We start from the raw sequence: 18,137 nt of genomic DNA on the forward strand, positions 1-18,137 counted from the left end.
ATAGCGAATGCGCCTGTTAATTGTCGGAACCCTAGGAGGCCAGTTGACGACCGCGTCGAAGATGGCAATGCAGGGCGGTGCGCAGGTAACGCATGCAGATGACATCGAAGGGGCACTGAAGGTTCTGCGGTCCGGCCGCGGAGCGGATCTGCTGATGGTCGAGGTCCATCTCGACATCGCGGGGCTGATCGTCAAACTTCAGAACGAACGGGTTCATGTTCCGGTGGTGGCCTGCGGCATCGAAACCGATGCACAGGCGGCCGTCTCGGCAATTCGGGCCGGAGCGAAGGAATACATACCCCTGCCGCCCGATCCGGAGATGATCGCTGCCGTTCTGGCCGCCGTCGCCCAGGAACGCGGAGACCTGATTTACCGTGACGAGGCCATGGCGTCGGTGGTCAAGCTTGCCGAGCAGGTGGCGCCCTCGGAGGCCTCCGTGCTGATCACCGGCGAGTCGGGAACAGGCAAGGAAGTGATCGCGCGCCACGTGCACAAGTGCTCCAACCGGGCATCGAAGTCGTTCATTTCGATCAATTGCGCGGCCATTCCCGAGCATCTTCTGGAGTCCGAGCTGTTCGGCCATGAAAAAGGCTCCTTTACCGGCGCGGTTGCGCGCCGCATCGGCAAGTTCGAGGAAGCCGACGGCGGAACGCTTCTTCTCGATGAAATTTCAGAGATGGATGTGCGCCTCCAGGCCAAGCTGCTGCGTGCCATCCAGGAACGGGTGATCGACCGCGTGGGTGGAACCCGGCCGGTGCCGATCAATATCCGCATTCTGGCAACCTCCAACCGGGATCTCGCGGAAAGTGTGCGTCAGGGCCAGTTCCGCGAAGATCTGCTGTTCCGTCTGAATGTCGTGAACCTGAAGCTGCCGTCCCTGCGGGAGCGTCCGGCTGACATCATGGAACTCGCGCAATTCTTCATAAAACACTATTCGGAGACGAACGGCGTTCCGGAGCGGCCGCTGGCGGCGGATGCCCGCCATGCGCTGATGACCAACCTCTGGCCCGGGAACGTGCGTGAACTGGAAAACACGATGCACCGGGCCGTGCTTCTGGCGTCTGGCGAGGAGATCGGCGTCGAAGCCATCCGGATGCCGGACGGGTCTCCCCTGTCGGCCGCCAGCGGACCGGCCGAGCGGGCTGCGCAGACGGCGGAGGCCGTCAGCCGATCCTTCGTCGGGCGGACGGTGTCCGATGTGGAGCGGGATCTCATCCTCGATACACTCGATCATTGTCTGGGCAACCGGACGCATGCCGCAAAAATTCTGGGTATTTCCATACGGACCCTGCGCAACAAGCTGAATCAATATACTGATGAAGGGGTCAGTGTTCCCGGACCGGGAGAAGCCCGGGCCTGACGACACCTTGAAGGATACGGCCATCGGAATTTGGCCGGACGACGTACGCTCAAGGGCCTCCTGTCTGCGCAAGAACGCGGAGACGATGCTCCAACAGATTAGGACCGATCAACTTTACCGCTTTTCCATGAGCAAGGATGCGGGTTGATCCAGGAAGCGAACAGCACAATGTCGGACACGGCAGCAGGCGGACAGGGCGGGTCGGGTGGACCTCCGGCAGAGCAGCAGGCGGTAGCAGCGCCGGCTGCTGCTGCTCCGGCTGTCGGCGGCTTTCCGAGTATCCGTGAGCTGATCGACACTCTGCGCACCGGCGATATCGGTCTGGCCACCGGTATTCTGGTGATCCTGACCCTGCTGATCCTGCCGATGCCGCCGGTGATGCTGGACATGTTCCTGGCGGTGTCGATCATTTTTTCGGTCATGGTTCTGATGACCGGCCTGTTTATCCAGAGACCTCTGGAATTCTCGTCGTTCCCGACCGTTCTTCTGATTGCGACCATGTTGCGTCTGGGTCTCAATATCGCGTCCACGCGCCTGATCCTGGCGAATGGTCATGAGGGGACGGCCGCGGCTGGCAACGTCATCCAGTCCTTCGGCAATCTTGTCATGGGCGGGAATTTTGTCATCGGGATCATCGTATTCGCAATTCTGGTGATCGTTAACTTCGTCGTCATCACCAAGGGTTCCGGCCGTATCGCCGAGGTTGCCGCGCGCTTCACGCTCGATGCGATGCCCGGCAAGCAGATGGCGATCGACGCGGATCTGTCCGCCGGTCTGATCGATGAAACCGAGGCCAAGACCCGGCGCAAGGTGCTGGAAGACGAAAGCTCGTTCTTCGGTGCCATGGACGGTGCCTCCAAATTCGTGCGCGGCGATGCGATCGCCGGCCTTCTGATCACCTTCATCAACATTCTCGGCGGTATCTTCATCGGCGTCGCCCAGATGGATCTGACGTTCTCCGAGGCGGCCAACAATTACACACTGCTGACGATCGGTGACGGTCTGGTGTCACAGATCCCGGCGCTGATCGTCTCGACAGCAGCCGGCCTGCTGGTGTCCAAGGCCGGCGTGCATGGCGCGGCCGACAAGGCGCTGACCAGCCAGTTCACGGGATATCCCAAGGCGCTCGGGATGTCGGCTATGGTGATGGTCATCCTGGCAATGTTGCCGGGCATGCCGATGGTCCCGTTTCTGGGTCTCGCCGGTCTGGCCGGATATCTGGCCTATCAGGTCGGGGCAAAGAAAAAGAAGGAAGCGACAAAGGTCGCGGAGAAAAAGGCCGTCGACGACGCGCCCAAGCCGCCGCCGGAGCCGCCGATTACCGACGCCCTCAAGATGGACGAGTTGCGGATCGAGTTGGGCTACGCCCTGCTGCCACTGATCAACGGCAAGGCGCAGGGGGACAGCGATGTCCTGACCGAGCAGATCAAGGCTCTGCGCCGCCAGATCGCCGGGGACATGGGTGTCATCATGCCGCCCGTGCGCATTCTCGACAATATTCAGCTCGGCGCCAACGACTATGTCATCAAGGTCAAGGAGGTGGAGGCCGGCCGCGGTATTCTCTACCCGAACCATTTCATGGTCATGGATCCGGCAGGCGGTCAGGTGAAGCTTCCCGGAACCCATACCACCGAGCCGACCTTCGGCCTGCCCGCGACCTGGGTGGAAGCGCAGTACCGCGAGGATGCCTCCCTACGCGGCTATACGGTTGTCGATCCGGCGACGGTGCTGTCCACCCATCTGACGGAAACGATAAAGGCCAATATCAGCGAGCTGCTGACTTACGGCGACGTTCAGAAACTCCTGAAGGAACTGCAGGGCGAACAGGCCAAGCTTGTCGAGGATCTGGTCCCCTCGCAGATCACCGTCTCCGGCGTTCAGCGGGTTCTTCAGGCGCTGCTCAACGAACGCATCTCCATCCGCGACCTTGGCACGATTCTGGAAGGGGTCTCCGAGGCAACCGGCATGAGCCGCAATACCGACACCATCGCAGAGCATGTGCGTTCACGGCTCGGGCGGCAGATCTGCGCCGCCAATCTCGCGCCTGGCGGCTATCTGCCGCTGATCGCCCTGTCACCGCAATGGGAGCAGGCCTTTCTGGAATCGATTGTCGGTGAAGGGGACGACCGTCAGCTGGCCATGCAACCGAGCAAGCTGCAGGAATTCGTCGGCAAGGTGAGGGACGCTTTCGAGGAGGCCGCACAGGTGGGCGAAGTGCCCGTTCTGCTGACCTCGCCGCTGACACGACCTTTCGTGCGCTCGATCGTCGAGCGCTTCCGGGCACACACCACGATCATGAGCCAGGCGGAAGTTCATCCGCGGATCAAGCTGAAGACCATCGGGTCAATCTGACGGAATTTTTCTGAGAGGCAGCACTTCAGACCACGACATTGATGCGGGACATGACCGCTGTCGGACTGGCATAGATGCTCTGGCTGCCGATTGACTGTATCACCAGAGACGTGTTTGTCTGCGAGGCAGCGGTGGCGATGTTGGTGAAATTTGCGGCAATCGAACGCACATTCTGCATTTTCTCAGCAGCGGCTGCCCGCCGTGAACCCCAGGACTTGTTGAAGTCCGACCAGGTCGACTTTTTCTTCGAGCTGTAGGTTCCGTGGTAGTCTCTTTGAACGTAATTTCCGACTTTTGCCATCAGCGCATCTTTCCTGGATACCTGAAAACCCTCCCACAATACGGTTAACAACGCATTAACCTGTCGCATTGTGCGAATGTACATAGACCCTGCGATGCGAGAGGCAGTCAAAGGCACTTGGTATCCTTGCGCACAGCTGATAAGCGCAGAAAGACCGCAACCGGCCTTTGGAGACAAGATGCACGGACAGACGCTCGACATGAATGGCTTTTGGGATGTCCCGAAAGGGAAAGTCGCTGTTGTGGTGACTTATCTCGAAATGCTGAAATCGCCAGGAGCACCGCTTGCCCCGGCGAGGGACGATCTCACGCTCGAACGGTGGTCGTCGCCGGATATTGATGCCTATCGACGGCTCTTCCGCCAGATCGGCGAGGACTGGATCTGGTTCGGACGGCTGATCCAGGAGGACGCCGCGCTGGAAAACCTGCTTTCCGAACCGGCGCGCGAGAATTTCCTGCCCATGCGTGATGGGATCCCTGTCGGAACGCTTGAACTCGATTATGCGAATCCCGAGGAGCCGTCGGTTGCCTATTTCGGCCTGATACCGGAGGCTATCGGCGGCGGTGCGGGCCGTTGGCTGATGGCGCAGGCGGTGGACATGGCCTGGTCGCGGCCGGAAACCAGACGGCTCTGGCTGCACACCTGTACCGCGGACAGCCCGCAGGCACTGAGGTTCTACATGTCCTGCGGTTTCAGTCCCTACAAGCGGGCCGTCGAAATCGCCGACGATCCACGCCTGACGGGGCTTCACCCCAGGGAGAAGGCGCCGCATGTGCCGGCGATCGGCTGAGACCCGGCTCAGTCAGAATTCAGGCGCTGGCCTTCACCCGTTCGGGGAAGGCTTCGGCGATGGATTTCCGGTTCGCGTCAAGAACGCCGCGCTCGGTGATCAGGCCGGTGACCAGACGGGCCGGGGTAACGTCGAATGCGGGATTGCCGACGGGCGATCCTTCCGCAACGATGTTGATGGTTTCCACGCCGCCGCTATCTGTCCTGCCGGTCATGCGGCTGACTTCCGAGCCGCCGCGCTCCTCGATCGGGATCTCCCGAACGCCGTCTGACAGGGAAAAGTCGATGGTCGGCGAGGGCAGGGCGACATAGAAGGGCACATCGCAGTCCTTTGCCGCCAGCGCTTTCAAATAGGTGCCGATCTTGTTGCAGACGTCGCCTGTTGCCGTTGTGCGGTCGGTGCCGACGATTACCATGTCTACCTCGCCATGCTGCATGAGATGTCCGCCGGCATTGTCGACGATCACCGTATGCGGCACGCCATGGTGGCCCAGTTCCCAGGCGGTCAGGAAAGCACCCTGGTTGCGCGGGCGGGTTTCGTCCACCCAGACATGGACCGGTATGCCGCCCTCATGGCACATGTAGATCGGCGCGGTCGCCGTACCCCAGTCGACCGTTGCCAGCCAACCGGCGTTGCAATGGGTGAGGATGTTGACAGGTTCACCCTCGCGCTTTGTGCGGGCGATTTCGGCAATGAGCTCCATGCCGTGCATGCCGATGGCCATGTTTATGGCGATGTCTTCGTCGCAGATGTCGGAGGCGAGCGTGAAGGCCGCTGCCGTTCGGTTTTCCGGCGCGACCCGCAGGAGCGATTTTCGCGCCAGATCGAGCGCCCAATGCAGATTGACGGCGGTCGGACGGGTTTCCAGCAGCGCCGAGCAGGCGGCATGAAGGGAGGCGTCGGACGGATCTGCGCGCATGGCCAGCGCGACGCCGTAGGCGGCGGTTGCGCCGATCAGCGGCGCACCGCGCACCTGCATGACGCGAATTGCATGGACGGCGTCTTCCACGGTGTGGAGTTTCGCGATCTCGAATGCATAGGGGAACTTTGTCTGGTCGATGATTTCGACAGATGCACCGTCCTCCGCGAGCCAGATTGTGCGATATTTCTTTCCGTCGACATTCATGGCGAAACTCCCGGAAAACAGCGAATTGTTTCTGCATAACCCATGAATAAGTCACAGGCCAGTCCGGTGCTGCTGGTCTCAGAGTTAAAAATCTCCTAATCTCGGTTAACTATGAATAGATCATTGCCGGTGGATAGCCTGAGGAGAAGGCCTGCAAGCCTGTTTTTCCAACGTGGGAGTCGGATAGGACTCTCGGGTGTGGACCCATAAATCAGCGGCAAAAAACGGAGTCAGGCGCCTCATGTCTGAAATGCAGGATAACGTTGTCCCCCATACGCGCATGCGGTCCTTGCGCGATGCGATCCGCAAGGTTCAGCTTGGTGAAGTCGAGCGCTCGGACGTGGTGGTCGAACTGCAGGAAACAGAGCGGGCCCGGCTGGATATGCTGGCGGACGAGTTGAAGGATGTCTTTTCGGAGATCCCCGACGACGACGATCAGTTTTCGCTGCAGATCATCTCCGGTTCAACGCCGCGCCTTTGGATCGACGCCACCAGCCATGTGGCTGTCGGTGGTGACCGGCGCACCTACCGGTTCCTGAAAGACACACGTCTCGGCCGTGTCGTGATCCTGGAGACCGCGGACATCGACGACATGGCCGATTGCCTGACCGAGTATATCGCCGAACGGGTTCTGGAGCGGGAAAAGGCGCTTGAGGGGGATTGGCTCAACACGCGGCTGCGCGAAGTTGCGCTCGACTCCAAGGTGGTTCGGGTCAAGGAAAGCCGCACATCCTGGCTGGCAGTCGCCGGCGCCTTCGGCATCGGCGTTGCAGCAGGTGTCGTCGGTCTGGTCGCCTTCGCCTGGTTCGCCAATCCGTTCTGAAGTCGGTTGGCTGCCGGAGACAACTGACGTCAGGCCCTGTCCGGAATGGTCAACTGACGGTCCTGCAACAGCGTAACCGGCATGTCCGGCTCGGCAAAGCCGAGTTCTGCCATATGGCAGGTCCAGCCGTGACCGGTTTTTTCAATCGTGAAGAGATTGTAGCGGGCTGCCGGTTTCTTGCCGCCTGGCGTGCTGGTGGCCGATGGCACGCCGATGACCGGGACCGGGCCGTTCGGTCCGTCGATACTGTCGATGCTGGCGATATGGGTATGACCGTGCAGGATCAGTTCGGCGCCCGCCTGCTTGACGACAGCCCGTACCCTCGAGGCGTCGGAAAGCCGTTTGTGCCAGTGCGTGGCGTTCTTGAACGGCGGGTGATGCAGCATAACGACCCGAAAGAGGTCCTCTTTGCCGAGCTCTTCCAGTATTTTCTTCAAGCGTTTGCTCTGGCGGCTGCCGACCCTGCCCGTCGCGAACCAGGGAGCGCTCGCACGGCCGGTCGTGACACCGACAAGGGCAACACCGTCACGTTTGCGGATATAGGGGAAGGTGGCTTCAGGCCTGCCGCGTTCGGAAGGCGCGTCCTGCGCGTCGTCGCCTGACATATAGGGCCACCAGGCCGTGCGCGCCTTGCGAACGGCTCCGCGGACATAGGCGTCGTGATTGCCCGGGACGACGGAGACATTTTCCGGCTCGCCGACCTCTTCCAGCCAGGTTCTTGCGCCCGAGATTTCCAGAGGAAGGGCAATGTTCACCAGATCGCCGGTGACCGCGATGTGATCCGGCGCCTGGATCTTGATGTTTTCGACAAGCTGTTCCAGATAGCTGCCGCCCATGATCCTCGAGCGGTTCCGGTGCCAGTTCAGGTACCCGAGCAGACGTTTGGAAAACAGCTGCAGGAGTTTGGGATCCGGCAGCGGACCCAGATGCGGGTCGGAAAGATGGGCAAGCTTGAACATGGGAGCGCATCTTCAAAGCATAAAGCGCCGCGTCAAGGAAAATAACGCAGCGCCTTGAATTTAACGGCAAACTTGCTGGATCAGCCGGAAGTTCTGGAGCGTTTGACCTGAGACTTCGAGGTCTTGCCCGTTCCGGAACCGGAACCGCTGACAGCGCGGGTGGTCTCGCGCAATGTGGCGCCGACTACATTAACAAAACCGAACATCGGTTCTCTCCGTGTGAGATTCTCGACCAGACTTAGTAGTTGGTCGGGAAGGTTGCCAAGGCTGCAGCAATGCGCGGATTGCTGAGATCGATCGCCGGTTTCCACTGATAGTGGCTGCGGCGGATACGGCGTTTGCCAAACAGGGCGCTGAACATGGGTTTTTCCTTTTAGGTTGGCAAACGCTTCGATTGCCTTCGAATTCATCAAGTTGCATGTTATGTAGGCAAGTAACGCACAAATGAGTAGCGTTATTCTGATCTGCCTGCCCTGCAAGAAATGCATGGGTTAATTAAGTTTTACTTCACAATTGCGTCTTGTAACCTCAGGTGAATGTTGACGATCCTGACCTATCTGCCGCCCCGATGGACCACGCGGCTGCTCCTGGGAATCGGCCGTGTCCGCAATCCCTATACGCTTGGTGTCCGGGTGATCGTCGAGGATGCGCAGAACAGGGTCCTGCTGGTCCGGCACAGTTATGTCGCGGGCTGGTATCTGCCTGGTGGCGGTGTCGATAGAGGCGAAACCATGGAGGAAGCGGCCTGCCGGGAAATCCGGGAAGAAGCCGGCATCGCCTGTGCCGGGCGGCCGGTCCTGCTGAATGTCTATCTGAACGAGCAGGCGTCGGGCCGTGATCATGTCGGCCTGTTTCACCTTCAGGACTGGACAGAAGGCTCCGGGTTCCTGAAACCCAACGCGGAAGTGCTGGAGGCCGTTTTTTTCGCGCCGGAACAATTGCCGGAAGACATCAGCGGAGCGACTGTCCGGAGGCTGGCGGAATTTCAGGCAGGGGAGTTCCCGTCAGGCCGATGGTAGGTCAGGGCGCGCACCTGAGGTGTTTTCATGCGAGTTACTGCCGGAAACGCGCTGTTGTCCCCTGGCCTGCCGTGTCATCTGTCAGCTTGTGAAAAGGGCAGTCCCGGCCTTGAGCCGGGACCATGCCAGGAGCGTTGGAGGTCCCGGCTCAAGGCTGGGACGGCAGCGCGTTAAGGCTTATGGCCTCTGAAGACAAATCGGCCGTTCTGCATGGGCTCTCAACGGCTTTGCCTCATTTTCCGGGTCTTCAGGCAGCCGTTTGCAGGCGGTCCCGGTCATGCGGTCTCATGAAGTCGAGGTCCGGGCCAAGGGGAACAATGCGGTGCGGGTTGATGCTCTCGTGGGAGCCGAAGTAGTGCTGCTTGATCGTCGTCATATCCACCGTGTCGGCAACGCCCGGCACCTGGTAAAGCTCACGCAGGTAGTTTGACAAGGCGGGATAGTCCTCAATGCGGCGGATGTTGCATTTGAAATGGGTGACATAGACCGCATCGAAACGCACGAGCGTGGTGAACAGACGCCAGTCGGCTTCCGTCATGCGGTTTCCTGCCAGATAGCGCTGCCTCTTGAGCCGGTCTTCCAGAAAGTCCAGCGTTTCGAAGAGGGCTGTTACTGCTTCCTCATGGGCGGACTGGGTCGTGGCGAAGCCGGACTTGTAAACGCCGTTGTTGACGGAGTGGTAGACGCGCTCGTTGATCGTGTCGATTTCCTTGCGCAGGTCCTCGGGGTAGAGGTCCTGCTTGGAGCCCGTGAGAGCGTCGAAGGCTGTGTTGAACATGCGGATGATCTCGGAAGATTCATTACTGACGATGGTGTTCTCCCGCTTGTCCCAGAGGATCGGAACGGTCGTGCGGCCGGAATAATGCGGGTCGGCCTTCACATAGATGTGCCAGGCAAATTTCGCACCTGTGTGCGGATCGATCTCGGCGAACTCCCAGCCGTTTTCCAGCATCAGCGGCTGGACAGCCGACAGGGACACCAGATCTTCCAGTCCCTTCAGCTTTCGGAATATCATGGTTCGGTGCGCCCAGGGGCAGGCGTAGGAGACAAACAGATGATAGCGATCCGGCTCGGCTTTGAAACCGCTGGTGCCGCTGGGACCGGCGCTTCCGTCAGCCGTGATCCAGTTGCGGAAAGAGGACTCCTTTCGGACAAAGCGCCCTCCGGTTGACCTTGTATCGTACCACTGGTCCTTCCAGACGCCGTCGACCAACAAACCCATTTCTCTCTCCCTGAACCCGATCCGGTTTCGTGCGCTGACAGCGGAAACCGGTCCGCCCGGTTTCAACATTTTGAAATTTCGATCGTCCTGCGACTGCCGAAACGCTGTCCTTCAATACCGCAGTACTTTGTGCGCGTACCGCGAAATTCAATCGGCTGAATGGTTTGTTCGACAACACTGAACAATCCCGACGCGCAAAAAGCGCTGGACCTGCCATACAATTGCGTGGTAACCGCTTGGCCCTCATACGAAGGAAACGCCGGGGGCATATCGAAACCCCCGCGCGATTTTACGAGACTGGGAAAAATGACCGCAGGTCTGACACTCCGACGACGAACCGGCCGACGAGACATTTCTCGTCCGCACCGTCGCGGCTGACCTGATCCCGGACTTCTTGATATGTTTCATCTGGGCCATCGGCAGGCGCGCCTTTCCTGAAGACTGCCTGCTGAGTACAGAAAAATGAAACAGACCACCTGGGTTATCCGGCCCGAAGACGCATCCGATGTCACCGCAATCGACACCCTCCAGGCCGAAGCTTTCGGACCGGGCAGATTTGCACGGACCGCATTCCGTATCCGGGAAAACATGCCGCACCGCGCCGACCTGTCCTTTGTCGCTCTGGTGGGAACGCAGGTTGCGGGTTCGATCCGCCTGACGCCGATCAGCATCGGGGAAAGCAACGCGCTTCTTCTGGGGCCGCTGACAGTTTCACCCGATTTCAAGAACCGCGGTCTAGGCAAAGCGCTGATGCGCACCGCCATGGATGCCGCCGAAGCTGCCGGCGACACGGCCGTGCTTCTTGTGGGAGACGCGCCTTATTACAGCCCGTTCGGCTTCCAGCAGGTGCCTTTCGGGCGCATCACCCTGCCGGGCCCTGTCGATCCTGCCCGCCTGCTCATCGCGCCGCTCAACGGCAGCGAGATGCCTGAGGGCGCGGTGCATGGCGGGCAGCTTTAGGGACCGGGCTCTGCTGTCCCGCGACCGGGGACGGCTGGAACTTCTCCTTTAGCGCCCTTCGCGGTACCAGGTGAGCGATAGGGCTCCAAGGAGCAGGGCGAGACCGAGAAGGCCGATCATCAGGGGATAGCGGTCAACGCCATTGAGGACACTGGCCTCCGTCGCCTTCAGCCCGATCCAGCCGTTCCCGGCGTAGCTTGCCGACTGGCGCATGGAGACGACGCGCGGCATGTCCAGTTCGCCACCGATATCGCGCAGGCGCTGTGAAACGCCACCTGTCGCTTCGCTGATCGGGTCAAGAACTTCGGTCGTGGACAGGACATCGGTATATTCGCGCGGATTTTGCGGTCCGACGTGAATAAGCGCATTCATTTCCCCGTCCGTGACGGCAAAAAGGCCTGTTTCGCTGACCGGCAGGCTGCCATGCCACAGGCCGGGTTGCTGTTCGCTCATGGAGATGTCCCAGCGTTCGCCCGTGGGCGAGACGACGCTCACATCGCCGACAGTATCGCCGAGTGTCTGGCGCTCGATGACCAGCTCCTGGCCGAGAAGCGATACATTCAGCGCCTCTTCTTCCAGATCAGGCTCCTGCATCAGCCAATGGGCCAGGCGGCGCAGCAGCGGCACATGCGGTCCGCCGCCCTCGAAGCCGCGCGCCCACAGCCAGACGTGATCTGACAGCAGCATGGCGACGCGTCCTTCGCCCTCCCGGTTCAGCACCAGGAGCGGTGTATCGCTCGGCCCGGACATCAGTGCCTGGCCGGCGTCTAGCTCGGTATCGACTGCCCGGAACCAGCGGCTCCAGGCCGGCGGATCCTGTTCCGCTCCGGGAAGGCCGCGTGTGACGGGATGGCGTTTTCCAGTGTCGGCCAGCGTGGCATGGAAGGGTTGTTCCAGGACGGTGCCGGTCGGCCGGGCGGGAAGGATTGGGGCAAGAGGCGTTCTGTAGAGGCTGCCGCCTTCTGCGTAATCGGGGCCACCTGCGAGCAGCACCGCGCCACCGTCGCGTACATAGCGGGCGATGTTGTCGAAGTAGAGCATCGGCAGCACGCCACGACGCACATAGCGGTCGAAGATTATCAGGTCAAACTCATCGATCTTTACGGAAAACAGCTCGCGGGTCGGGAAGGCGATCAGCGACAACTGGTTGATGGGGGTGCCGTCCTGCTTTTCAGGCGGGCGCAGGATGGTGAAATGGACGAGGTCGACCGAGGCATCCGATTTCAGCAGATTGCGCCAGGTGCGTTCACCTGCATGGGGGGAGCCGGAAACCAGCAGCACGCGCAGGTTTTCCCGGATGCCGTCGATGGTGACCACGACCCGGTTGTTCAGCGTGGTCAGTTCATCGTTCAGGGGCTCGGCATCGAATTCGAAGATATTGTCGCCGCCATGGGCAATCTCGACGGGAATATCGATCTTCTCACCCGTACGGGCGATGCGCTGGGTGACGACGTCGCCATCGCGCTTGACGGTGACGCGCACCTGATCGCCCGGTCCGGTGCCCTGGCCCTGGTCGACCACGGTCATGCTGACAGTTTGCTCCGATCCCACGAGACCGAACCTGGGGGCCTTGTCGAGCACGAGACGCCGGTCGCGCTCGTCGGGCGTTCCTGTAATCAGGCCGTGCACCGGGGCGTCGAAGCCAAGGGCGCCTGCATTTTCCGGAATGTCGTGGATCTGGCCGTCGGTCACGACGATGACACCGCCGACCCGTTCGGGCGGCACATCCGCCAGCCCGTTGGACAGCGTGTGAAAGACTTCCGTTCCGTCCCCGGATCCTGAATTACGGGCTTCCAGCACCCGGGTTTCAAAGCCCTCCAGGGCTCCGATCCGGTCCTGCAGGAGCTCGGCTGCTTCTTCTGTTGTCGACTGGCGGTCGGCAAGACGCTGGCTCTGGCTCTTGTCGACGACAAGTGCGACGACACTGGTCAGCGGTTCCCTGTCCTCGCGCTCGACGGCCGGATTGGCCAATGCCACGAGCAGCAGAGCCATGGTGCTTGCCCGCAGCACCCAGCCGCGCAGCTTCAGGAAACCTGTTACCGCTGCGACAAGGAAGGCGACGGCAATGCCGGCGTAGAGCGCCCACAGGGGCAGCAAGGGGTCGAAGGAGAGGGACCAGACCATCGGGGTTCCTATTGTCCAAGCCGTTCGAGCAGGGCAGGGATATGCACCTGATCGGCTTTGTAGTTGCCGGTCAGGCCGTACATGACGATGTTGACGCCGGACCGGAAGGCATAGTCGCGCTGCGACAGACTGTTCGGCACCGTCGGAAACATGAATTCGCCCGTTTCGGAAATCGCCCAGGCGGCAGCAAAGTCATTTCCGGTGATCAGTATGGGGGACACTCCGTCGCCGGCGCGCACCGGCCGGTCGCCCCTTGCCGTGCTTTCCTCCAGGCTTTCCACCCACAGCGGGCTTGTCGCATAGCGGCCGGGAAATGAATCCAGCAGATAGAAGGCCTTGGTCAGCACATGATCGAGGGGAACCGGTTCCAGGGGGGGGACATCCAGATCCTCAAGAATTTCACGCAGTTTGAGCGTTGCCGGTGTTGAGGCAAATTCGTTGGCGGTCGCGTTTATATGGTCGCGCGTGTCGAACAGGATCGTGCCACCATTGCGCATGAAGGTGTCGATGCGCGCGATTGTCGTGTCGTCGGGTTTGTCCGCGGCCGGATCTATCGGCCAATAGAGCAGGGAATAGAAGGACAGTTCGTCTCTGGCGATATCAATTGCAATCGGCGAGCCAGGTTCAAGAGCGGTGCGCTCGGCAAGGAACTGGGTCAGGCCGGAAAGGCCGGCGGCGCTGGTGTCGTCAATTTCAGGATTGCCGGTCAACACATAGGCGAGCCGTGTCTGCAGGGTCGACTCCAGAGCCTGCAATTCCGCCGATGTGGACTGCGCGCGTGCGGCATCGGGCGTGATGGTCGCCAATGTCATTCCGCCGACTGCGATGGCAAACGCCATGCTGGCAGCCCTGCCGCGCAGCCCGAGACGGCTCAGGCCGCCTGCCAGCAGGAAGACGGCGATGGCGTCAACGACCATCAAAAGGAAAGCCAGGGTGAAGAACACGGATCTGAGGTCCAGAGGATCGGAGGCGGGATAGGGGGCTTCGGTGGCGTCGCCTTCGAAGGCGGCAAGGTCAAGCGGCATAAGCGCGTCGTCGCTTTGCATCAGGTTCAGCGCGCGGAAACCGTCCTCCGTGCCATAGAGGCCCGGCGGTGTCCTGCGGCTGGCTTGCGCTTCGCGGAACGCGGCGGCGCCGACCGGCGTGACTTCAACCGGTGGCGGGCCGAAGCGGCCATAGCCGTCGAGAAGGCGCAGCGGCGGCAGAACACTCTGGGACGGTGTGCCGTCCTCGGCGGTTTCTGAAGCCGCGGCAACATTGGAGACAGCAAGAATCCGGCGCAGCATGTTCAGGAAAACGCCGGACAGGGGCAGGTTTGACCAGGAGGAATCCGCCGTGACGTGAAAAAGCACCACACTGCCGGCTCCGATGGAAACTGCGGTCACCAGTGGTGTGCCGTCCTCCAGCATTGCCCAGGTTCGGTCGGGCAGATCGGAAGTGGGCTCCGCCAGGACCTGACGGGTTACGGCCACTTCCTCTGGCACCTTCAGTCCCGAGAAGGGCGAGCCTTCGGGGAAAACCGCGAGATGTTGAGGCTGTTTCCAGGACAAGGAACCGCCGAGTGAGCGGTCTCCGGCTCTTAGGCGTACGGGGATCAGCTCGTCGCTGCCACCGGCGGTCCGGGGGCCGGCAAAACGAACCAGAGTGCCGCCGTTCTGTACCCATTCGCGCAGGGTTTGAACCGTCGTGTCGGGCAGGCGGCCAACATCGGCGAGAACCAGAACCGAGATGCCCTGGTCGATCAGGGCGGGCACGGCCACGGCGATGTCGCTGTCCCGGGGGCGGCGGATGTCCGAGAACGGAGCAAGTGCGCGCTCAAGGTAGTAGACCGGCGACAGAAGCGGCTGATCGAGGTCGCCGGACTGGCCGGAAATCAGCCCCACGGTCCGGCGGCGCCAGCTGTCGTCGACAAGCTGCACGGCCCCGGCCGCGGCCTGCCCGGAGATTTCCACCCGGGCGATATCGTTGCGCAACTCGCTCGGCAGGTCGAAGCTGGCCCTGGTTTCGGTGGCGCCGGCGTCAAAGCTGGCCTGAACCTCTCCGAGCACGAGCCCCTTGAGATCGAGAGCGCGCAAGGTCGCGGAGCTGAGTTGCTGGTCAGGATGGCGGACAACCGTCAGCGAAAGTGCGTCGGCGTCATTCGCCAGATCTTTCAGGCCCATGGGTGTTTCGAGACCGGTCAGAACCGTGACGGGGACCTGACCGATGGTCTGCGCGAGGTCGGTCAGAAAGCTGTCCCTGGTGCTGGTGCTGTCGGAAAGCCAGACGACGGCGCCGGGAGGCGATGAGCGGGCCGCTTCGCGCAGACCGATATTCAATTCGCTGCGTCGTGGCGGATAGGGCCGGGGTTCCAGGGCACGCAGTTTTTCCAGGGCGCTTGCAGCGGCCTCCGGGGTAAAATTCTGCGCGGGCCCCTCGGCGGTGGCGGCAAACAGAACCGGTTGACTGTCCTGTTCGGCGGCCATGAGGATCTGCTCGGCCGCGCTCACCTGCGCGTCCCAGCCCCTTGCGGAGGTCCAGCCGTTATCGACCAGCATCCAGAGCACACCTTGTCCGGTTTCGACCGGATCGGCGGAGCGCCACACAGGGCCGGCAAGGGCGATGATCAGGATGGCGGCCAGAAGCAGCCTCAGCAGCGTCAACCACCAGGGGCTGCGCTGCGGCGTTTCCTCATGCTGATCGATGCCGAGCAGCAGACGTGTGGGTGGAAAGGCAATTTCACGCGGGCGCGGCGGGGTCATCCGCAACAGCCACCAAATGACCGGCAAAAGGGCGAGCGCCGCCAGGATCAAGGGCGCGGTGAACGTCAGGGGCAGACCGGCTAACACGGGTCAGACGCCTCCTCTCTGCATGACATCCAGCGCACCCGAAAGCGCGCTGTGCAAGACCAGCAAGGGTTCGGACGCCGGCCGGTCCGTATGATGAAGAACATAGGTCCATCCGGCCCTGCGGGCCATGTCCCGGATTTCCGCCCTGTGGGCTTCCAGCTTTTTCCTGTAATCCTCGCGCCAGTTCTCGGCCCGTCCGGCTGTCAGGCGGATGCCTTTTTCCGGGTCGGTAAACTCGACGCGGCCATCAAAAGGAAAGGTTTCCTCTATAGGGTCGAGCACCTGGACCAGATGACCGCGGGCGCCGGTGCCCGCCAGCCTGGCGATCCATTCGGCGATGTCCTCGATGGGATCAAGGAAGTCGGATATCAGGACCACATCCGCGAAGCGTTTCACCGCGATGGTGTCCGGCAGTGCGACAGGTCTGGAAAGATGGGTCAGGGCATCGGCGAGCCTTTCGGCCGCGCGGCGGTCGGAAAACGGCCGTGTCAGACCCGGAAGACCGATGCGTTCACCGGTTTCCGCCAACATGTCGGCCAGCGCCAGAATGAGTACGATGGCCCGGTCGCGCTTGCTGACGCCCGCGAGACGGGACTGGAAGACCATCGACGAGGACAGATCGGCCCAGAGCCAGACCGTATGGGCGGCTTCCCATTCCCGTTCGCGGACATAGAGGCTGTCGTCCCGGGCGGAACGCCGCCAGTCGATGCGCTTGGCCGGTTCTCCCATGTTGAACGGGCGGAACTGCCAGAAGCTTTCACCGGGGCCGGCGCGGCGGCGGCCGTGCCATCCGGAGATTATGGAGCTTGCGACATGGTTGGCATCGACCAGCAGATCCGGCAGCGCGTCCGCGACTGTGCGGGCTTCGCCGATCACATTCGGCCATGTGCCCTGGTCAATGCCTGCCGTCGTGCTGCTGGGATCCATTCCGTCTGGCTCCTGGGAGAGTGGGTTCGGGGTCAGGCGATCTTTTCTTTGACCCGGCTGATAACATCTCGGACCGTGTGCCCGTCCGCCCGCGCGGCGAAGGTCAGGGCCATGCGGTGCTGCAGGATCGGTTCGGCAAGTGCCAGAACGTCATCCACGGAAGGAGCCAGGCGGCCATCCACCAGCGCCCGCGCCCGCACTGTCAGCATCAGGGCCTGACTGGCGCGTGGTCCGGGTCCCCAGGCGATCAGGTTGGTCACGTCCGAGGCGGCTGCACCTTCTTCCGGGCGCGCTGAACGCACGAGCTTGAGGATCGCTTCAACGACTGATTCCCCAACCGGCATGCGGCGTACGAGCTGCTGGTATTCGGACAGCTCCTCGGCTGTCATCGCCGTTCTGGCCTTGGCCTGGTCGGCGCCGGTGGTTTCCAGAAGGATGCGGCGTTCTGCGTCCAGATCGGGATAGTGAACGTCTATCTGCATCAGGAATCGGTCGAGCTGGGCTTCGGGCAGGGGGTAGGTGCCTTCCTGCTCCAGCGGGTTCTGGGTCGCGAGCACATGGAAAGGCCGTGGCAGGTCATGGGGATTTCCCGCCACCGTGACGTGATATTCCTGCATGGCTTGAAGCAATGCCGACTGGGTGCGCGGGCTGGCGCGGTTGATCTCATCGGCCATCAGAAGCTGTGAGAATACGGGGCCGGGGATGAAACGGAACGAGCGGCCGCCATCCGAACTCTGCTCCATCACCTCCGCACCGAGAATGTCGGAGGGCATCAGATCCGGGGTGAACTGGATTCTGCGGGCGTCGAGCCCGAGCACGGTGCCGAGCGTTTCCACGAGCTTGGTCTTGGCGAGGCCGGGAACGCCCACCAGAAGCCCGTGGCCACCGGCGAGGATGGTGACGAGGGTCTGCTCGACCACGGTTTCCTGCCCGAAGATGATCCGTGCAATGTCTGCCCTGGCGTCCGTGATGCGATCGACCGCACGCTCGGCGTTCTCCGCGACAGCGGCGAGTTCCTGTTCGGTCGGGGTGTTGGGGGAAACAACGCTCATTAATCACCTTTCCCTTTTTTCATCTTCCGGCGGCCGTGCCGAATTGGAAAGCGCCCTGGTCAGGCAGCTGCGACTCGAACACTCTGACACCATATGAAAGGGTAGATAAGGCGCAAATGTGCGCCATACAGTGGAAAGATCGAAGAATCTTCCCATGCTTTGGGGAAAACTCCCGCTTTCGGTGGGGTGAAAGAGGGCAATGACAATTGCGAGAGGATCGGAACTGTTAAATTTCGCGGTGTCCTGCACCCCGACTTGCAAGGGTTTCCTGTTGAATAACGATACGGGCAGCGA

Annotated in this window: 16 protein-coding genes; 6 read left to right on the forward strand and 10 right to left on the reverse strand. The window is 61.5% G+C overall.

Translation table 11 applies throughout. From position 1 onward, the window contains the following. The first annotated feature begins 7 nt into the window (after nucleotides 1–7). Both OA90_RS14025 and flhA read left to right on the forward strand, forming a co-directional pair. Nucleotides 8–1,360, forward strand: coding sequence for a sigma-54 dependent transcriptional regulator (locus tag OA90_RS14025; RefSeq protein ID WP_068412664.1), 1,353 nt, complete (start codon nucleotides 8–10; stop codon nucleotides 1,358–1,360). A gap of 168 nt (nucleotides 1,361–1,528) precedes the next feature. Then, nucleotides 1,529–3,712, forward strand: a complete 2,184-nt coding sequence (gene flhA, locus OA90_RS14035) for a flagellar biosynthesis protein FlhA (RefSeq protein WP_068413016.1) — start codon at nucleotides 1,529–1,531, stop codon at nucleotides 3,710–3,712. A gap of 25 nt (nucleotides 3,713–3,737) precedes the next feature. On the opposite strand, the gene OA90_RS14040 is transcribed toward flhA, so the two are convergent. Then, the gene (locus tag OA90_RS14040) at nucleotides 3,738–4,013 is read right to left on the reverse strand and encodes a hypothetical protein (protein ID WP_068412671.1); all 276 of its coding nucleotides are present in this window, start codon (nucleotides 4,011–4,013) and stop codon (nucleotides 3,738–3,740) included. A gap of 178 nt (nucleotides 4,014–4,191) precedes the next feature. On the opposite strand from OA90_RS14040, the gene OA90_RS14045 reads away from it, so the two are divergent. After that, nucleotides 4,192–4,803, forward strand: coding sequence for a GNAT family N-acetyltransferase (locus OA90_RS14045; protein ID WP_068412682.1), 612 nt, complete (start codon nucleotides 4,192–4,194; stop codon nucleotides 4,801–4,803). A gap of 19 nt (nucleotides 4,804–4,822) precedes the next feature. Here OA90_RS14045 and mtnA read toward each other — a convergent pair whose 3' ends face one another. Further along, a complete protein-coding gene (gene mtnA, locus OA90_RS14050) occupies nucleotides 4,823–5,929 on the reverse strand; it encodes an S-methyl-5-thioribose-1-phosphate isomerase (protein WP_068412685.1) in 1,107 nt (368 codons plus the stop codon). Between the two features lie 241 nt (nucleotides 5,930–6,170). Between mtnA and OA90_RS14055 the strand changes: the two genes are divergently transcribed. Then, on the forward strand, nucleotides 6,171–6,752 hold the full coding sequence (locus OA90_RS14055) for a hypothetical protein (protein ID WP_068412688.1): 582 nt from the start codon (nucleotides 6,171–6,173) through the stop codon (nucleotides 6,750–6,752). 29 nt (nucleotides 6,753–6,781) lie between these two features. On the opposite strand, the gene OA90_RS14060 is transcribed toward OA90_RS14055, so the two are convergent. The 3 genes from OA90_RS14060 to OA90_RS29785 form a co-directional block, all read right to left on the reverse strand. Continuing rightward, the gene (locus tag OA90_RS14060) at nucleotides 6,782–7,711 is read right to left on the reverse strand and encodes a metallophosphoesterase (protein WP_068412691.1); all 930 of its coding nucleotides are present in this window, start codon (nucleotides 7,709–7,711) and stop codon (nucleotides 6,782–6,784) included. An 80-nt stretch (nucleotides 7,712–7,791) separates the two neighbouring features. After that, a complete protein-coding gene (locus tag OA90_RS29780) occupies nucleotides 7,792–7,917 on the reverse strand; it encodes a hypothetical protein (protein WP_279625816.1) in 126 nt (41 codons plus the stop codon). Nucleotides 7,918–7,949: 32 nt separating this feature from the next. Continuing rightward, the gene (locus OA90_RS29785; RefSeq protein ID WP_279625817.1) at nucleotides 7,950–8,072 is read right to left on the reverse strand and encodes a hypothetical protein; all 123 of its coding nucleotides are present in this window, start codon (nucleotides 8,070–8,072) and stop codon (nucleotides 7,950–7,952) included. 175 nt (nucleotides 8,073–8,247) lie between these two features. Here OA90_RS29785 and OA90_RS14065 point away from each other — a divergent pair, with 175 nt between their 5' ends. Next, a complete protein-coding gene (locus OA90_RS14065) occupies nucleotides 8,248–8,730 on the forward strand; it encodes an NUDIX domain-containing protein (RefSeq protein ID WP_082837048.1) in 483 nt (160 codons plus the stop codon). A 247-nt stretch (nucleotides 8,731–8,977) separates the two neighbouring features. On the opposite strand, the gene OA90_RS14070 is transcribed toward OA90_RS14065, so the two are convergent. Further along, entirely contained in the window at nucleotides 8,978–9,952 is a 975-nt protein-coding gene (locus OA90_RS14070) for a glutathione S-transferase family protein (protein ID WP_068412693.1), read from the reverse strand. A 462-nt stretch (nucleotides 9,953–10,414) separates the two neighbouring features. On the opposite strand from OA90_RS14070, the gene OA90_RS14075 reads away from it, so the two are divergent. Continuing rightward, nucleotides 10,415–10,912, forward strand: coding sequence for an N-acetyltransferase (locus OA90_RS14075; RefSeq protein WP_068412696.1), 498 nt, complete (start codon nucleotides 10,415–10,417; stop codon nucleotides 10,910–10,912). A gap of 48 nt (nucleotides 10,913–10,960) precedes the next feature. On the opposite strand, the gene OA90_RS14080 is transcribed toward OA90_RS14075, so the two are convergent. The 4 genes from OA90_RS14080 to OA90_RS14095 are packed head-to-tail and all read right to left on the reverse strand — an operon-like array spanning nucleotide 10,961 to nucleotide 17,843. After that, nucleotides 10,961–13,036 carry a hypothetical protein gene (locus tag OA90_RS14080; protein WP_068412710.1) on the reverse strand — a complete coding sequence of 692 codons (2,076 nt, stop codon included), beginning with the start codon at nucleotides 13,034–13,036 and terminating at the stop codon, nucleotides 10,961–10,963. A gap of 8 nt (nucleotides 13,037–13,044) precedes the next feature. Further along, nucleotides 13,045–15,864: a DUF4159 domain-containing protein gene (locus OA90_RS14085; protein WP_068412712.1), complete on the reverse strand. Its 2,820-nt coding sequence runs from the start codon at nucleotides 15,862–15,864 to the stop codon at nucleotides 13,045–13,047. A gap of 3 nt (nucleotides 15,865–15,867) precedes the next feature. Beyond that, a complete protein-coding gene (locus OA90_RS14090; RefSeq protein WP_068412715.1) occupies nucleotides 15,868–16,791 on the reverse strand; it encodes a DUF58 domain-containing protein in 924 nt (307 codons plus the stop codon). A gap of 32 nt (nucleotides 16,792–16,823) precedes the next feature. After that, nucleotides 16,824–17,843 carry a MoxR family ATPase gene (locus tag OA90_RS14095; RefSeq protein ID WP_068412717.1) on the reverse strand — a complete coding sequence of 340 codons (1,020 nt, stop codon included), beginning with the start codon at nucleotides 17,841–17,843 and terminating at the stop codon, nucleotides 16,824–16,826. Nucleotides 17,844–18,137 lie beyond the last annotated feature (294 nt).

Source organism: Labrenzia sp. OB1 (assembly GCF_001624695.1).
Lineage (GTDB): Bacteria > Pseudomonadota > Alphaproteobacteria > Rhizobiales > Stappiaceae > Roseibium.

Excerpts from the sequence above, each read along its gene's own strand:
- OA90_RS14025 (WP_068412664.1), top strand. The coding sequence starts at position 8 with ATGCGCCTGTTAATTGTCGGAACCCTAGGAGGCCAGTTGACGACCGCG.
- flhA (WP_068413016.1), top strand. The coding sequence starts at position 1,529 with ATGTCGGACACGGCAGCAGGCGGACAGGGCGGGTCGGGTGGACCTCCG.
- OA90_RS14040 (WP_068412671.1), bottom strand. The coding sequence starts at position 4,013 with ATGGCAAAAGTCGGAAATTACGTTCAAAGAGACTACCACGGAACCTAC.
- OA90_RS14045 (WP_068412682.1), top strand. The coding sequence starts at position 4,192 with ATGCACGGACAGACGCTCGACATGAATGGCTTTTGGGATGTCCCGAAA.
- mtnA (WP_068412685.1), bottom strand. The coding sequence starts at position 5,929 with ATGAATGTCGACGGAAAGAAATATCGCACAATCTGGCTCGCGGAGGAC.
- OA90_RS14055 (WP_068412688.1), top strand. The coding sequence starts at position 6,171 with ATGTCTGAAATGCAGGATAACGTTGTCCCCCATACGCGCATGCGGTCC.
- OA90_RS14060 (WP_068412691.1), bottom strand. The coding sequence starts at position 7,711 with ATGTTCAAGCTTGCCCATCTTTCCGACCCGCATCTGGGTCCGCTGCCG.
- OA90_RS29780 (WP_279625816.1), bottom strand. The coding sequence starts at position 7,917 with ATGTTCGGTTTTGTTAATGTAGTCGGCGCCACATTGCGCGAGACCACC.
- OA90_RS29785 (WP_279625817.1), bottom strand. The coding sequence starts at position 8,072 with ATGTTCAGCGCCCTGTTTGGCAAACGCCGTATCCGCCGCAGCCACTAT.
- OA90_RS14065 (WP_082837048.1), top strand. The coding sequence starts at position 8,248 with ATGTTGACGATCCTGACCTATCTGCCGCCCCGATGGACCACGCGGCTG.
- OA90_RS14070 (WP_068412693.1), bottom strand. The coding sequence starts at position 9,952 with ATGGGTTTGTTGGTCGACGGCGTCTGGAAGGACCAGTGGTACGATACA.
- OA90_RS14075 (WP_068412696.1), top strand. The coding sequence starts at position 10,415 with ATGAAACAGACCACCTGGGTTATCCGGCCCGAAGACGCATCCGATGTC.
- OA90_RS14080 (WP_068412710.1), bottom strand. The coding sequence starts at position 13,036 with ATGGTCTGGTCCCTCTCCTTCGACCCCTTGCTGCCCCTGTGGGCGCTC.
- OA90_RS14090 (WP_068412715.1), bottom strand. The coding sequence starts at position 16,791 with ATGGATCCCAGCAGCACGACGGCAGGCATTGACCAGGGCACATGGCCG.
- OA90_RS14095 (WP_068412717.1), bottom strand. The coding sequence starts at position 17,843 with ATGAGCGTTGTTTCCCCCAACACCCCGACCGAACAGGAACTCGCCGCT.